We start from the raw sequence: 13,971 nt of genomic DNA, 5'->3' as shown, positions 1-13,971 counted from the left end.
CCCGCACCCTCCGCCCTCGCTCCACGGCTCGCTACGCTCGCGACTGCCGTCGGCTTTAGTGAAGACTCTTGCATAAAGCTCGGTAAACCTTAATGTTAGCTCCCTTGAAAAAAAGCAAGCAACACCGCCAAGCGGAATAAATCAGCGTTTCCCTAGCTCATGAAAATAAGGGCAGCCCACTCCCCACCAACCAGACGCCGCGCAGGGGGTAGCCCAAGGCTGGTATAAGCAGCTTCCACAGCATCGGCCTGGGTCACCAGCAGGCCGGAAAGCACAAGGCAGCCGAACTGCCGTTCATGGGGCAACGGGGGAAGCAGGCCAAATGTTTCCTGGCGGGCGAGGCGGTTCACAATATTGGGTGCCATAAACTTTAAGGGTTCTGCAAGAATATTGGCCGTTATCAGGTGGTATGCACCGGAAGCCAGTTCAACACCCCCCTGGCGCAGTTGGAACTGCTGCTCAGTCAGGCCGTTAATTTCGCGGTTTTCCAGGGCGTTGATAATGGAAGGGCCGTCAATGTCTACCCCTTCCCCCACAAGGCCAAGCTTGGCAGCCCCAAGGCCCAGAATGCCAGAACCAGTGCCAAGGTCAAAAAAGCTCATACCTGGGGCAATGTGCCCTTCGGCAAACAGCAGGGAAATGGCGTCCAAACACAGGGCTGTGGTGGGGTGGTGGCCTGTGCCAAAAGCCATTTTTGGCTCAATGACAATGGGAATGCGGGTTGTTTCGGCCCGTTCTTTTTCCATCCATGGGGCCAGAACAAGAAAATGCTCTCCCCCCTGCACCGGGGTAAAAAATTCTTTCCATACTTCCACCCAGTTCAGTTCTTCCACTGTGTCTAACTGCACGAAAGCATCTGGCATTTGATGGCGCACGGTTTCTGCCAGTTCCGCACAAAACCCCTGATGGCCTGAATGCACAATGCAGCGGGCCCGGCCTTGTTCCCCCTGGCCTTCTTCCCAGCCATAGGGCACATACATGGCAAGAATGCCTTCCAGCACGTCCAGCGCTTCCGGGGCCACATCAATTCGTAACCGTGCCAATTCTGCCATCACTCTTTCTCCCAGAAAGTCATATAAAAAAAGCCCCGTGCAGGGACTATTCCATTTAAACGGTGCACAACAACACCCGTTACCAACAATGAGCAAAACAGGTGCAGGCACGCCAAAAAGCACACCTGCACCACTATAAACAGCAACATGTGCGCCAGCGTTATTCTTCCTTCATGCCATTACCCCATGGGATATTGGCCAGAACACACGCTGTTGCGCCACAAGGCACGGGGTGCCTCTTCAGATATTCTCAGCCTGAGCTTTTGTAAAAAAGCTCTAATGGGAACCGCAACCGCTGCACCCACCGCCACCAACAGAGCAACTGCTACCGCCGCCGCCAAGGGCGACTTGGGGTTCAACAGAAAAGCCCATGTAGGTAAAGTCGATGGTAACAGCTTCCACTTTTGCAAGCAGATCTTGTTCAATGCAAAACTTGTACGGTCCTTGGGTGAACACGGAATCAGCGTCGTTGGACTCATCCAGAGCCAACATCAGGCGTGGGCCGCTTCAGCCACCAGCAGAAAGATACACGCGAATGGCGCCTACCTCTTTGCCTTCAAAGTAGGCATCCAGCTCTTGCTGGGCCTTTTCAGTCAAGGTTATCATGTAAAGCCTCCAAAGTTGTTAACAGCTCAAGCAACTTCACGTTGAAATTGCTCTGGGGGTACCAAAGCACCCGCCCGTAGCACAGGGCATACAGTTGTTGCATGCGTTTACAGCACGCCACCAAACGTACCCTGAACCTTGAGAAGGTAATATCTCAAAGGTAATCTGGTTTAGGGGTAAACGCCCAAAGGGGGTTTGTCAATACATGAAGGGCGTCTTTCTCTTTTTCCCCCTCACCTTCTGGCTCTCTCTTTATTCCTGACAAATTTTTCATCAAAAGAAACATCATATAGAGGTAATTTTACCGGCAAACAACACGCTCTGTAGCGTTATTTTGCAAGCCAAACAGCCCCGGTGCCCCCCGGCTGATGAGCCGTACAACAGAGTTTTCCTCCATATGCTGCATTGACAAAGCCTGCGGCAATAGCGAAGATAGTTTTTTTCACACCTCTGCCGAACGCTATAACGTACCCGCCGGCACGGCGTAAACAAGCCAAGGAGTACTACATGACCAGAACACTGTTACTCGGCCTTACCCTTTTCATGGCACTCACTTCCAGCGCACTGGCTGCACCCCAAAAATTTGTGGTTGCCCACGACGCAACCTGGCCCCCCATGGAGTATATGGATGAAAATCGCAAAATTGTGGGGTATTCTGTTGATTATATTGATGCCGTAGCAAAAGAAGCCGGCTTTGAAGTTGAACATAAAAGCGTTGCCTGGGAAGGTATTTTTGCTGGCCTTGCCACAAAAAAATACGACATTATCTCTTCTTCCGTCACCATTACCGATGAACGCAAGAAAATTCTGGACTTCAGCAACCCGTACTATGAAGTGCGCCAGGCTCTTGTGGTGCCCAACACGATTGAAGCCAAAGGCCTTGAAGACATGAAAGGCAAGGAAGTGGGTTCCCAAATTGGCACCACAGGCTTTATGGCTGTAAAAGCAGCCCCTGGTGTGAAGTCCAAAAGCTACGATGAAATTGGCATGGCCATGGCTGCCATGGCAGCAGGCCGCATTCAGGGCGTTGTGGCAGACGATTCCACCGCAAAAAACTTTATTCTTGCCAACCCCGAATATGCCAAAAGCATGAAGCTTGCTGCCATTCTGCCCGCTGCAGAACCTGAATACTATGGCTTTGCTGTGGAAAAAGGCAACAAGCAACTGGTGGAACTGTTAAACAAAGGCATTGCTGCTGTGCAGGCAAAAGGCATTGAAGCTGAACTGCGTAAAAAGTGGATTGGCAAATAGCCAGCCCCCACCACGGGCGGTGCAGTTTACAATAGGCCAATTGAGGTTTATAGCCTTGGGGAAACGCTGATTTATTCCGTTTGGCGGCGTTACTTCACTTTTTTTGAAGCGGGGCAGGACCAAAGAGTCCAGCACCCGCCTCAAAAAAAGTTTGTGCCTTGCCAAACGAAATAACTGAGCGTTTCCCAAATGCCATTTAATCAGTGCTTTCTAACGCAGACAGTTGCCAAAAAGCACAACCCCGGTTGCTGAGGATTTTTGCCTTCTGCCAAGGCAGGCGAGTTCCGGGCGGGGCGCAGTGTATATAGACATACATAAGCGTCGCGCGGAGCGAGCCTAACGCAGGCAGAAGGCAAAAAGACCAGCAATCCAACTTTTAACGCAGCGCAAGAGCCACTACATGTCGCAGCCAGAACACCCACCGCGCATCGAAATTTCCGACGGAGCGTCCATTCCCGACCCATGGGACAAGCGCCTTATCAACGCCTGGTCCATAAGCCTGGTGGGTGCCGTTTCCTTGCTCACCTACCTGTGTGTCCGCTACCCGGACGTGTATGGCAAAATTCTTTCCCTGCTGCCGGAAGGTATTATTGTTACTTTCAAGGTAACAATCTACTCCTTTGCCGCCACAGTACCCATTGGCGTTCTTGTGGGCATCGGGCGGCTTTCCCGCAACAGGTTTATTAACCTTATTGCTTCCACTTATGTGGAAACAATTCGCGGCATTCCTTTGCTGGTGCAGCTTTTTTACATTTTCTTTTCCTTGAACCAACTGCTGCACGTTCCAGACTTTCTGGCGGCCATTATTGCCTTAAGCTTTTGCTACGGTGCCTACATGGGTGAAGTGTTCCGGGCAGGCATTAACGCCATTAACAAAGGGCAAACGGAAGCGGCCCGCTCCCTTGGGTTTACCCGCTTCCAAACCATGCGCTACATTATTCTGCCCCAGGCCTGGCGTACCATTTTGCCCCCCATTGGTAACGAATGCATTGCCATGCTCAAAGACACGTCCCTGCTTTCCGTTGTGGCCATTACAGACGTGTTTCGTATAGCCCGGGAATACGCTTCCGTATCCTACCAATATTTTGAAACGTACACAGTCATTGCCCTTGTGTATCTTATTATCACTCTCATCCTTTCCAAGTGCGTCAGCGTCATGGAAGCAAGGTTGTCCCACTATGACAAACGCTAATCCCATCATCAGCATCCGCAATGTCCACAAATTCTACGGGCAGGTGCCTGCCCTGAAAAATATCTCCATGGACATTAACCAGGGTGAAAAAGTAGTTATCATCGGGCCTTCCGGCTCTGGCAAAAGCACCTTGCTGCGCTCCATTAACCGCCTGGAAAAGGTTGACCTTGGCAGCATTATTGTAGACGGGCAAGACGTGCTCGCCCCCAAGGCAAACATTAACGCCATCCGCCAGGAACTAGGCATGGTGTTTCAAAGCTTCAACCTGTTCCCGCACATGACCGTTCTGGAAAACATTATTCTGGCCCCCACAAAACTGAAAAATGTGCCCAAGGCCGAAGCTGTGGAACATGCCATGCAACTGCTGGCCAAAGTTGACATTACGGATAAGGCCATGGTGTACCCGGTACAACTTTCCGGGGGGCAGCAGCAGCGTGTGGCCATTGCCCGCGCCCTGGCCATGAACCCCAAAATAATGCTGTTTGATGAACCCACTTCAGCCCTGGACCCGGAAACCACCGGGGAAGTGCTGGATGTTATGGTGACCCTTGCCAAAGAAGGCATGACCATGGTGGTGGTAACCCATGAAATGGGCTTTGCCCGTGAAGTGGCAGACCGCATTGCCTTTATGGACCACGGGGAACTGCTGGAAGAAGGCACCCCCAGCCACTTCTTCAACAACCCGGAACACCCTCGCTTGCAGCGCTTTTTGGAACAAATTCTGTAGGGAAATGCTGATTTATTCCGTTTGGCGACTTTTCTCCACTCGGGCTTAGTGGAGATGCACGGGCAGCAAAGCTACCCATGCCCGCAGCCCTCGCTCCACGGCTCGCTACGCTTGCGACTGCCGTCGGCTTTAGGGAATGCTCGCAACGCGCATAGGCTATTTTGAAACAGCAACGCGCATAGGCTATTTTGAAACAGCCTCGCGCGGCAGAGTTGACTCCTGCTTCAAAAAAAAGCTTGCGCACAGAGCCTGTGTCCCCAACCTTGCCAAACGAAATAACTGAGCGTTTCCCAAATACCAATTACCCAGTGCTTCCTTGGCATTTGTTGTATAACCCTTTCACTTCCCCCCCAAAAGCGCCGCGGCCTATTGGCTGTGCAGTGGGTACGGAGCATTACATGCCTGCGCAGTATAACTTGCTTGATATTGGATTTGCCGCGGCCATTGCCCTGTTCATTCTTCGTGGTGGGCTGCGCGGCATGGTAAACGAGCTTGCCGGGCTTATCGGCATTTTGCTTGGTTTTTGGGCTGCCCGCGACCACTACACCGTGGTGTTGCCTCATGTGAAAAAAGCCCTTGCCGTTTCTGAACTTGCTCAAAAAAGCATATCCTACGCCATTGTGTTTGCCCTGATACTGCTTGCGGTTTCCATTATGGCCCGCCTTGTGCGCACGTTCATGAGCATTACCTTTATTGGCTGGGCAGACCACCTGCTGGGGTGCGTTATTGGCGCGGCAAAAGGAATACTGCTGTGTTCCTTTGCCCTGGCCCTGCTCTTGTGGCTTGTGCCCACCTCCCCGTTTTTGACTGATTCGTTTTTTGCCGTGCACCTTGAAACTATCATCAAGCTGGCCAAAAACTTCCTTCCCAAATACCTCAACACCTCCGTGCAAGGAATGTTATGAGCCAAGAAACTGCTCTTGCTACCTTTCAAGAAGTTGTTCGCACCCTGCTTGGGCCGCAAGGCTGCCCGTGGGATAAAGAACAAACCCCTGCCACCCTGTGCCAGTATCTTATTGAAGAAAGCCACGAACTGGTGGCAGCCATTCGCCATGGTGGCCCGGCAGACGTGTGCGACGAACTGGGCGACGTGCTGTTCCTGCTTGTTTTTATTGCAGAACTGAGCTCTTCCAAGAACGAATTTACCCTGGATGACGCCATTCGCGGGGCTGCGGCAAAAATGATACGCCGCCACCCCCATGTGTTTGAAGGCACCACCTTTGCCACGCGCGACGAACAGCTCAAAGCCTGGGAAACCATCAAGCGGGCTGAAAAAAAGACTGAAGACGGCACCCCCACAGGGATTTTTGCCAGCCTGCCCGAAACACTGCCCAGTCTTATCAAGGCGTACAGAATCCATTCCAAAGCAGCCCGGGCCGGTTTTACGTGGGATAGCGATACCGACGTGGAACAGCAGGTGGAAGCAGAATGGCTGGAGCTTATTGAAGCGTTCCAGGGCGACGACAAAGACGCCCAGGAACATGAACTTGGCGACATTATGCTTACCCTGGTGGAACTTGGCAGACGCAAGGGCCTGAAGGCTGAAGAAGCCATGGACAAAGCAAACCAGCGCTTTTTAACCCGCTTCCAGAAAATGGAAACCCTGGCCGGGGCCAATAACCAGGAATTTACCGCCCTCAGCATGGAAGAAAAGAATGCCCTGTGGGACAAGATAAAAACCGAAGAAGCATCATAAGCCATTTCCTGCCTGCAACGACAGAACAGCACCACCAAATACGCTTATAGCAACCCTATGGGCCGTGACTTTTGCGCGGCCCATACTCCAATATGCAAGCGGCATGGAAAAAAGGAACACAGCATGAACCAAAACCCACCACAACCCCCACCAGCCCAGCCTTTACAAGGTGCCCCCCTGCTTGAAGCACTGCCCCCAAAGCAGGCCCCCCTGGCCCCCGCAGGTGGAGCACCAGCAAATACCCCGCCCCTGCCTAAACATGCACCTCCCCAGGCTGTATTTTTGTGGTTCTTTCTTGCTGTGCTGCTTTTTTCCCTTTACCTGCTGTTCACTATTTTTCAGCCGTTCCTGCACAGCATTATTCTTTCCTGCGTCTTTACCGGGCTCACCTACCCCCTGTACCTGCGCTTACTTAATATCACCAAAAAGCCCATGGTGGCTTCCCTTATTGTGCTCTTATGCCTTACCTTTCTGGTGGCTTTGCCCATAACCCTCATGATTATTGGGCTTATCCCCCAGGCAGCTTCCAGCTTTTCCGCCATTAACAACTGGTTGGCAGACAAGCACCTGGCAACCTTGTTGGACGCTTATGTGCAGCCATTGCTGCTGTGGGTGCATAACCTGTTCCCTGAACTGGACGTGCAATCACTGGATATTCAAGACAGTGTGGTGAGCGCTTCCCGCCAGACCGGGCAATTCATGCTCAATGCAGGCACGTACATTTTAAGCAACATTGCCCGCTTTCTCATTCATTTTATACTTATTCTGCTCATGATGTTTTTCCTGCTCATGGACGGTGCCGGACTGCTGAGCAAGCTGCAATACTATGCCCCGCTCAAACCCCAGCAAACAGAAGGCATTATGGACGGCATGCGCCGCATGGCAAAGGCTGTGCTGGCCGGGGGCCTTGCCATTGCCGTGTTGCAAGGTTTGGCGGGTGGCATTGCCTTTGCCATTGTGGGCTTGCCCGCCATGTTCTGGGGCTTTGTCATGGTCATTACCGCTTTTATTCCCGTGTTTGGCACAAGCCTTATCTGGATTCCAGCAGCCATTGGCCTGTATGCCACCGGGCAAACAGGCTCTGCCATTTTCATTACGGTGTGGGGCGTGGCTGTTATTGGCAGCATAGACAACTTCCTGCGGCCCGTGCTTATGCGGGGGGGGGCCAATGTGCCCCTGCTGTTTACCTTTTTGTCCATTCTTGGGGGCATCAACGTGTTCGGCATTGTGGGGCTGCTGTATGGCCCCATGATTCTTGGCCTTGCCGCCACCATGCTGGAAATATATGGGGAAGAATACCATAGTATTCTGCAAACACGCGAACACACACCAAGGGGCAAAAAGCAGCAAGCCCCACCCCCGGTGAAATAACGCCTCTAGGGAAACGCTGCTCTATTCCGTTTGGCGGCGAGCAAAGCTTACTTACGTCTCTTTCATGGCAAGAATTTTTTGTATAAATACTGACAGAGCAATTGTCCCATTTCATTCGCTCATTGCTCTCACTTCCCCAGCACCAGAGACAACGCAAAAGCGGACTTTCTTTGCAAGAGCATGCTCCCAAAGAAAATCCGCTTTTGTATTTCTACAACAATCACTGGCAGGAATGCAGAATTCTCTGCACCAACACCTACATACGCATCAACAACAGGCTTGTGAAATTATGGCCGCTTCAACTTGATAATACCACTGTTTTCCAGGGCCATGTCCATACCGGTTGGGGTCAGGGTCAGGCGGTGGCTTTCCCCGCCGCTGGCCACATCCACAGTCGTATCTGTTTCATTTAAGGCTTCAAAAGGCTGCACCGCAAGGGGCACATTATACCCTTCACTTGCCAGTGTTTTGGCAGCAACATCAAAGCTGAACTTGATGGCAGAAAGTTCCTGCACCAGCATGGCCTTGAACTCTTCCCCATTGTTGGCTTTAATCCCTTCTGCCATGTCAGGATTTGCCTGAATGGTTTCTTCCACAGCCACCACCCAGGGGCCTTGCAACTTTGCCAGGGCACCCGCCCCAAAACACACCGCAGGGAATACAAGCAGCATACACAGCGTTGTCCCCAGCAAAATTCGCATCATGTTTTTCATAGCACCATCCTTATGGTAAAACCGTATAGGTAGCCAACAGTACACCGCTTCCTCCATGCAGGAAAGCCTATTTTTCACCCCTCTTGCGCAAGGGAACAGGGGTGCAACCAGCCACGCACCCATCTCCCCGCGGGTCTGCCCCGCCCTGCAAGGTGCCATCAGGTTCACGTACAATAAGCCCGGCATGCCCCATCAGGGGGTTACAGGCCGGGGTCAGTTCCACCTCATGCCCCATTCCCCGCAGGCGCACAAGCACTTGCGGGGCAAAGTCGGCCTCCACCTTCAAAGAATCGCTCACGTCCCCCCAGGCACGCCCCAGCAGCCAGCGCGGGCGGGAAACAGCCGTTTGCGGGTTCAAGCCCCCCAGCAGCCAGCGTAACAGCACAGCGGCCTGAGTTTGCGGTTGCCCCTCCCCCCCCATGGTGCCATACACCGCCAGCCTGCCATCTGCCAGCCGGGCCATGGCAGGGTTCAGGGTGTGGAAGGGCTTTTTCCCCGGCCCAAGGGCATTGGGGTGTCCCCTGTACAAACCAAAGCCCAAGGCCCGGTTATGCCAGGTTACCCCGGTGCGTGGCAACACCACACCACTACCAAATTCATGGTAAATACTTTGAATGCAACTGGCGGCGTTGCCCCAGCGGTCTATGGCCCCAAGCCACACCGTGTCGCCCCCGGCAGGGCTTTGGCACGGCCAGGGCGCGGCCTGCGCCATGGAAATGCCTTTGGCAAGGCCTGCCATAAATTCTGGCTGCACCCAGTGCTGTACATTTTCCGCCATGTAGGCTGGGTCGCCCACACACCGGTTACGCAGAATAAACGCCGTCTTGGTGCTTTCCACAATGGCATGCACAAAGGCCGCTTCATCCTGCACATCCAGCCCTGCATGGTCCAGCAGCCACAACACCTGCCCAAGAATGAGCAGGGAAGACGTCCCCTGGGTAGGAGGCGGGCAGTTAAAAAAGGAGCCCAGCCGGTGGTTCATGCGCACAGCAGCCCCCACCGTAGCGGTGTGGCTTTGCAGGTCGTGCAGGGTCAGGGCATTTTCCGCTGCCCCAAGGTCTGCGGCAAGGTCTTCAGCCACTGCTCCGGTATAAAAGCTGGAAAGCCCTTCCAGGGCAAGGCGGTGCAGGGTGTTGCCCAGGGCTGGCAAGTGCATGCGCTGCCCAGGGGCCGGGGGGTGCCCCCCTGGCAAAAACACCTCGGCAAAGCCCGGCTGCAAGCAAAGCTGATCCTGCTTTGCCACTGTCATGGCAGCCTGGGATGCGGTTACGGTTATGCCTTGCTCCGCAAAGTCTGCCGCAGGGCCAAGCAAGCGGGCAAGGGGCTGCACCGCATGGCCTTTGTGCTGCCAGCTATGGGCAACAGCAAGGGCTGCTTCCCAGCCGGAAACCGCCCCAGCCACCGTCAGGGCCGCGTGCGGGCCACGCATAGGCAGGCTACCAAGGCCGTTGCGTGCGCAATAATCTGCCTCCACCGCATGGCCTGAACGCCCGCAGGCATCAATAAACACCGGGTCACTTGCCCCGCCTTCCAGCACAAGCCAAAAGCCGTCGCCCCCAAGGCCAGTCATATGGGGGTACAAAGCACACAGGGCAGCCGCGGCAGCCACAGTGGCTTCCACCGCGTTGCCGCCTTCCTGCAACACAGCCTGCCCCACCTGCGAAGCCTGCCAGTGCGGCGTTACCACCATGCCGGATGTTGTTTCCTGATTCATCCCCCCCCCTTAATTCCTTACTAGAAATTATTGCACTTTACTTGGGGAGGCTCTGCCTCCCCATCCCCCTCCGCCAAGGGCATAATGCCCTTGGAACCCGCATCAGCGTTCACTTTCCCGCTTTGCGGGAACGTGAACGAAAATGGGGGGTCAAGGGGAATCATTCCCCTTGCAGGGGGTTGGGGGACAGCGTCCCCCAATAAAAGTCAATAAAATTAATCATACAATGGTCTCTACTAAAGATATAAGTGCAACCTGCCTGCCCGCATCGCCGCGGCGGTGAGAATAGAAACTGGGGTGCAGGGCATAGGTGCACATATCCAGGGCGTAAATATTCTCTTCCAGCAACCCGGCCTGCACCAGTTGTGCCTTGCTCAGCGCCCACAAGTTCATGGTTTTGGTGTCACTGGCAAACCAGGGGGCAAACCTTTGGGGCCATTCTTTGGCAAAATGAACAAACTCCGCATGCCCCGGCCCAAGGCTTGGCCCGCGCACCGCCAGCAAGTCTTGCGGCTGGCAGCCATAACAAGTGCATAACCGGGCCACAGCACTTTCCATAAACCCTGCCGCATTGCCCCGCCACCCCACATGCAGGGCAGCCACAAAACGCCCGTGCCGCTCTGCCAGCAGCACAGGCTGGCAGTCTGCCGTTTTTATACACAGGGCCACCCCCCGTTCTGCCGTGGCGTGGCCATCTGCCCTGGGCAGGGGGGCAGCAAAAATTCCGTGCTGGGCTAGGTCCATGCTATGGGCAGGAAGGCACAACTCTGTGCCATGTACCTGATACAATTCTGCCCAGCGTGTTGCCCCGGCACAGGCCATAAGAGTACGCCGCCGGGCCACTGCCGCTTCCTGCAATGCGCCTGCCGCATTGTGCAATACCATGTCGCCAAACACCGCTCCGGTGAACAAACAGCGCACCCCGCCAACATGCGGGAAGCGAAACGGCAACACCCCTGTGGGAAGAGCTTTTTCGGAAGTTCCACAGGCCTGGATTTGTGCTTGCGTATGGGGGGAAATTATTGTGGTATCCATAAAAGCTCCTCTTCAGTGCATACAGCATGCATGGGCACATCCCACGCGTCATGGGGCAACTGCGGTACAAGCTGCTGGTGGAAGGCAAAACCAACGCACTGCACGCCCTGCCCCACTGCCCAGGGCAAAAACCTGTCGTAATACCCGCCGCCCATACCAAGGCGTACCCCAAGCCTGTCAAAGGCCACCCCAGGTACCACAAGGCATGTGGGCCGTAGCAGGCATGTGTTGCTATACGGGGAAAACATTGCAGGGCAATGCTCCGGCTTTGGTTCCAGCACACCAAAAGCCCCGCGTTGCAAGTCTTCCCAGCCTGCACACAAGGCAAACTCCATGTGCCCTTCTTCTTGCGGCACACAGCGGGGCAACAACACCTTGCGCCCTGCGCCCCAGGCTTCTTCCAAAAGGGCCACTGTTTCCGCTTCCCCGCGCACAGCAACGTACACGCCCACAACCTCTGCCCTGCGCCACAGGGCAGATTCCAGCAACAGGCCAGCGGCCCGCAGGGAAAGCGCGGCGCATTGTTCCGGTGCCAACATGCGGCGGCGGCGCAACATTTCCTGGCGCAGGGCAGCCTTGTGGGCAGCGTGCCGGGTTGCGTCTGGCGCAGCTATTGATACTTCTTTATTCTGCCAAGCCATAGGCACAAACTCTCCTGCCTTTATGCTTAAAAAAAACGCCAAAAGACTATTTTGGAATAGTCATCAAATATATATAGGCGAATACAAAATTCAGGATGCTCTCGCCAACAGGTCGTTATTATGGAACAAACCAATTGATGAAATTTTGTATAGCCTGTGTGTGCCGCCCCAGGCAACAATTGCATTTCCTCATATTTATGCTATGATATGTTATTCAAGGAGCATGCATGCGTACCGTTCTTTTTATTCCTTCTCTTACATGGCTAAGTGGCGGGCTGGCAACCCTGTATCGCCTGGCAGCCACACTTGCCGGGTTGGGGCACTCTGTTGCCACTACCGCCATGCGGCCCAATATACCCGGCCTGGAAGAACTGACAGCGCAAGGCATACCCTTTATGGATTTTGCCTCCTTGCAGCTTTCCCCAAACGATATTTGGCTTGTGCCGGAAAGCCACCCAAATGCCATTGCCAAAGGCGTGGAAGGGGGCGCACGCACTGTGGTGTACGTGCAAAACTGGTACTATATGTTAACAGGTCTGCCCCAAGGAGTACAGTGGGGCAACCTGCCTGTTTCCTTCCTTTCCGTTTCCCGCCCGGTAAGCTGGTTTATGCAAAAAACATTGGGCGTTAGGCCCATTGCAGAACTACCCCCCGTAATTGCCCCCTGCTTTTTTGCTGCCCCGGCGGCCCGGCCAGGGCACATTCGCATAGCCACCATGCCCCGCAAAAACCCAGCCATGGCCCGCCAAATGCGCGACGTGGCAGAAGCCTGCCTTGCCCGGCATGGGCGCATTCCTCTGGAATGGGTTACCCTGCATAACATGCCACAAGAAGCCGTAGCAACCACCCTTGCCAGTTGCCACATCTACCTTTCCACAGGATTTCCCGAAGGGTTTGGCCTGCCCCCGGCGGAAGCCATGGCCTGTGGCTGTGTGCCTGTAGGCTGCACGGGCTTTGGCGGCTGGGAATTTATGCGGCCTGTGCAGCCCGGCACCTTCACGGTTCCCTTTTTGGAAGACGTGTGCCCGGCGGTGCCCCCCTACCCCCTGCCCCTGGAACCTGCCAACGGCTTCTTTACGGCAGATGGCGACACCCTTGCCGGGGGCATGGCCCTTGCGGCGGCGGTACTTCTTGCCATGCGCCAACCCGCAGCCCACCAGGCCCTTGCCCAGGCGGGGCAGCACACCGCGTTGCGCTACACAGAACAGACACAAAAGCAGACGGTTGCCCACATTTGGGACATGCTCAAGGAGACTTCCATATGACTACCCCTTACTGGATTGGGGTCACCGATATTCACGACAAACCGGGTGCCTTCCTCTCGCTTCCTGCGCTGGTGGGGGCAACGGGCGTACTGGTGAGTGGCGACATTACCATGTTGGGCGGCAAAATGCAGGCAGAACAAGTGCTTGCCCCACTCACGGCAGGGGGCAAGCAACTTGCGGCCCTGCCGGGCAACATGGATAAAATAGTGGTGGGCCAATGGCTGGAAGAAAAAGGCTGGAGCCTGCATGGCTGCGCCCGCGAGCTGTTCCCCGGTGTTGTGGCCCTGGGGCTGGGGTATTCCCCGCCAACGCCTTTTGCCACACCGGGTGAACTGCCGGAAGACACCCTGACCACCATTTTGGAACGCGCCATGAAGCATGCCTGCACCCTGCTGGAGCAAAGCGGCGCAACTGGCCCTGTGGGGCCGCATCTGGTGCTTGTTTCCCATGCGCCACCTTTTGGAACAGCGTGCGACAGGCTGAACAACGGCACCCCTGTGGGCAGCCATGCGGTGCGGGCTTTTATTGAACGCCACCAGCCGGCCCTGTGCCTGTGCGGGCATATTCATGAAGCACGCGGGCAGGACTACCTGGGCACCACCCATGTGCTGAACCCTGGCCCCCTGGACGGGGGAGGCTATGTGCTGATACAGCAGAATGCAAGCACGGGCTTGCCCCAGGGCAGTTTGCACCGTTTTTCCTAGGGGA

At 54.9% G+C, this 13,971-nt stretch carries 14 protein-coding genes; 8 read left to right on the top strand and 6 right to left on the bottom strand.

Annotation, left to right across the window (positions count from 1 at the left end):
• Positions 1-152: 152 nt before the first annotated feature.
• Together G497_RS0115260 and G497_RS18635 are read right to left on the bottom strand one after the other, a co-directional pair.
• Positions 153-1,052, bottom strand: a complete 900-nt coding sequence (locus G497_RS0115260; RefSeq protein ID WP_027188791.1) for a 50S ribosomal protein L11 methyltransferase — start codon at positions 1,050-1,052, stop codon at positions 153-155.
• A gap of 276 nt (positions 1,053-1,328) precedes the next feature.
• On the bottom strand, positions 1,329-1,658 hold the full coding sequence (locus G497_RS18635) for an IscA/HesB family protein (RefSeq protein ID WP_084516358.1): 330 nt from the start codon (positions 1,656-1,658) through the stop codon (positions 1,329-1,331).
• Between the two features lie 507 nt (positions 1,659-2,165).
• Between G497_RS18635 and G497_RS0115240 the strand changes: the two genes are divergently transcribed.
• The 6 genes from G497_RS0115240 to G497_RS18630 all read left to right on the top strand — a co-directional run bounded on the left by G497_RS0115240 (position 2,166) and on the right by G497_RS18630 (position 7,895).
• On the top strand, positions 2,166-2,909 hold the full coding sequence (locus G497_RS0115240) for a basic amino acid ABC transporter substrate-binding protein (RefSeq protein ID WP_027188789.1): 744 nt from the start codon (positions 2,166-2,168) through the stop codon (positions 2,907-2,909).
• Positions 2,910-3,309: 400 nt separating this feature from the next.
• Positions 3,310-4,101: an amino acid ABC transporter permease gene (locus G497_RS0115235; RefSeq protein WP_027188788.1), complete on the top strand. Its 792-nt coding sequence runs from the start codon at positions 3,310-3,312 to the stop codon at positions 4,099-4,101.
• Positions 4,088-4,828 carry an amino acid ABC transporter ATP-binding protein gene (locus tag G497_RS0115230; RefSeq protein WP_027188787.1) on the top strand — a complete coding sequence of 247 codons (741 nt, stop codon included), beginning with the start codon at positions 4,088-4,090 and terminating at the stop codon, positions 4,826-4,828. The genes G497_RS0115235 and G497_RS0115230 overlap by 14 nt, the downstream gene beginning before the upstream one ends.
• A gap of 398 nt (positions 4,829-5,226) precedes the next feature.
• The gene (locus G497_RS0115225) at positions 5,227-5,733 is read left to right on the top strand and encodes a CvpA family protein (RefSeq protein ID WP_034638246.1); all 507 of its coding nucleotides are present in this window, start codon (positions 5,227-5,229) and stop codon (positions 5,731-5,733) included.
• A complete protein-coding gene (gene mazG / locus G497_RS0115220; RefSeq protein WP_027188785.1) occupies positions 5,730-6,524 on the top strand; it encodes a nucleoside triphosphate pyrophosphohydrolase in 795 nt (264 codons plus the stop codon). Before G497_RS0115225 ends, mazG begins: the two co-directional genes overlap by 4 nt.
• A 123-nt stretch (positions 6,525-6,647) precedes the next feature.
• Positions 6,648-7,895, top strand: coding sequence for an AI-2E family transporter (locus G497_RS18630; protein ID WP_051258203.1), 1,248 nt, complete (start codon positions 6,648-6,650; stop codon positions 7,893-7,895).
• Between the two features lie 287 nt (positions 7,896-8,182).
• On the opposite strand, the gene G497_RS0115210 is transcribed toward G497_RS18630, so the two are convergent.
• The 4 genes from G497_RS0115210 to G497_RS0115190 form a co-directional block, all read right to left on the bottom strand.
• Positions 8,183-8,608, bottom strand: coding sequence for a hypothetical protein (locus G497_RS0115210; RefSeq protein ID WP_027188784.1), 426 nt, complete (start codon positions 8,606-8,608; stop codon positions 8,183-8,185).
• Positions 8,609-8,675: 67 nt separating this feature from the next.
• Positions 8,676-10,322, bottom strand: coding sequence for a gamma-glutamyltransferase family protein (locus G497_RS18625; protein WP_051258202.1), 1,647 nt, complete (start codon positions 10,320-10,322; stop codon positions 8,676-8,678).
• Between the two features lie 219 nt (positions 10,323-10,541).
• A complete protein-coding gene (locus G497_RS0115195) occupies positions 10,542-11,357 on the bottom strand; it encodes a purine nucleoside phosphorylase YfiH/LACC1 family protein (RefSeq protein ID WP_051258201.1) in 816 nt (271 codons plus the stop codon).
• The gene (locus tag G497_RS0115190) at positions 11,342-11,998 is read right to left on the bottom strand and encodes a 5-formyltetrahydrofolate cyclo-ligase (RefSeq protein ID WP_051258200.1); all 657 of its coding nucleotides are present in this window, start codon (positions 11,996-11,998) and stop codon (positions 11,342-11,344) included. The genes G497_RS0115195 and G497_RS0115190 overlap by 16 nt, the downstream gene beginning before the upstream one ends.
• 227 nt (positions 11,999-12,225) lie before the next feature.
• On the opposite strand from G497_RS0115190, the gene G497_RS0115185 reads away from it, so the two are divergent.
• Positions 12,226-13,263 (top strand): glycosyltransferase family protein, encoded by a 1,038-nt coding sequence (locus tag G497_RS0115185; RefSeq protein WP_027188781.1) that lies wholly within the window; start codon positions 12,226-12,228, stop codon positions 13,261-13,263.
• On the top strand, positions 13,260-13,967 hold the full coding sequence (locus G497_RS18620; RefSeq protein WP_034638243.1) for a metallophosphoesterase: 708 nt from the start codon (positions 13,260-13,262) through the stop codon (positions 13,965-13,967). Before G497_RS0115185 ends, G497_RS18620 begins: the two co-directional genes overlap by 4 nt.
• The last annotated feature ends 4 nt before the right edge of the window (positions 13,968-13,971 follow it).

Source organism: Desulfovibrio cuneatus DSM 11391, from assembly GCF_000430005.1.
GTDB lineage: Bacteria > Desulfobacterota > Desulfovibrionia > Desulfovibrionales > Desulfovibrionaceae > Frigididesulfovibrio > Frigididesulfovibrio cuneatus.
Note: the sequence above shows the minus strand (reverse complement) of the source record. Positions and strands in the feature narration are given on the sequence as shown.

What these genes read in the sequence shown, in the direction of transcription:
- G497_RS0115260 (WP_027188791.1), bottom strand. Translation starts at nt 1,052, where the DNA reads ATGGCAGAATTGGCACGGTTACGAATTGATGTGGCCCCGGAAGCGCTG.
- G497_RS0115240 (WP_027188789.1), top strand. Translation starts at nt 2,166, where the DNA reads ATGACCAGAACACTGTTACTCGGCCTTACCCTTTTCATGGCACTCACT.
- G497_RS0115235 (WP_027188788.1), top strand. Translation starts at nt 3,310, where the DNA reads ATGTCGCAGCCAGAACACCCACCGCGCATCGAAATTTCCGACGGAGCG.
- G497_RS0115230 (WP_027188787.1), top strand. Translation starts at nt 4,088, where the DNA reads ATGACAAACGCTAATCCCATCATCAGCATCCGCAATGTCCACAAATTC.
- G497_RS0115225 (WP_034638246.1), top strand. Translation starts at nt 5,227, where the DNA reads ATGCCTGCGCAGTATAACTTGCTTGATATTGGATTTGCCGCGGCCATT.
- mazG (WP_027188785.1), top strand. Translation starts at nt 5,730, where the DNA reads ATGAGCCAAGAAACTGCTCTTGCTACCTTTCAAGAAGTTGTTCGCACC.
- G497_RS18630 (WP_051258203.1), top strand. Translation starts at nt 6,648, where the DNA reads ATGAACCAAAACCCACCACAACCCCCACCAGCCCAGCCTTTACAAGGT.
- G497_RS0115210 (WP_027188784.1), bottom strand. Translation starts at nt 8,608, where the DNA reads ATGAAAAACATGATGCGAATTTTGCTGGGGACAACGCTGTGTATGCTG.
- G497_RS18625 (WP_051258202.1), bottom strand. Translation starts at nt 10,322, where the DNA reads ATGAATCAGGAAACAACATCCGGCATGGTGGTAACGCCGCACTGGCAG.
- G497_RS0115195 (WP_051258201.1), bottom strand. Translation starts at nt 11,357, where the DNA reads ATGGATACCACAATAATTTCCCCCCATACGCAAGCACAAATCCAGGCC.
- G497_RS0115190 (WP_051258200.1), bottom strand. Translation starts at nt 11,998, where the DNA reads ATGGCTTGGCAGAATAAAGAAGTATCAATAGCTGCGCCAGACGCAACC.
- G497_RS0115185 (WP_027188781.1), top strand. Translation starts at nt 12,226, where the DNA reads ATGCGTACCGTTCTTTTTATTCCTTCTCTTACATGGCTAAGTGGCGGG.
- G497_RS18620 (WP_034638243.1), top strand. Translation starts at nt 13,260, where the DNA reads ATGACTACCCCTTACTGGATTGGGGTCACCGATATTCACGACAAACCG.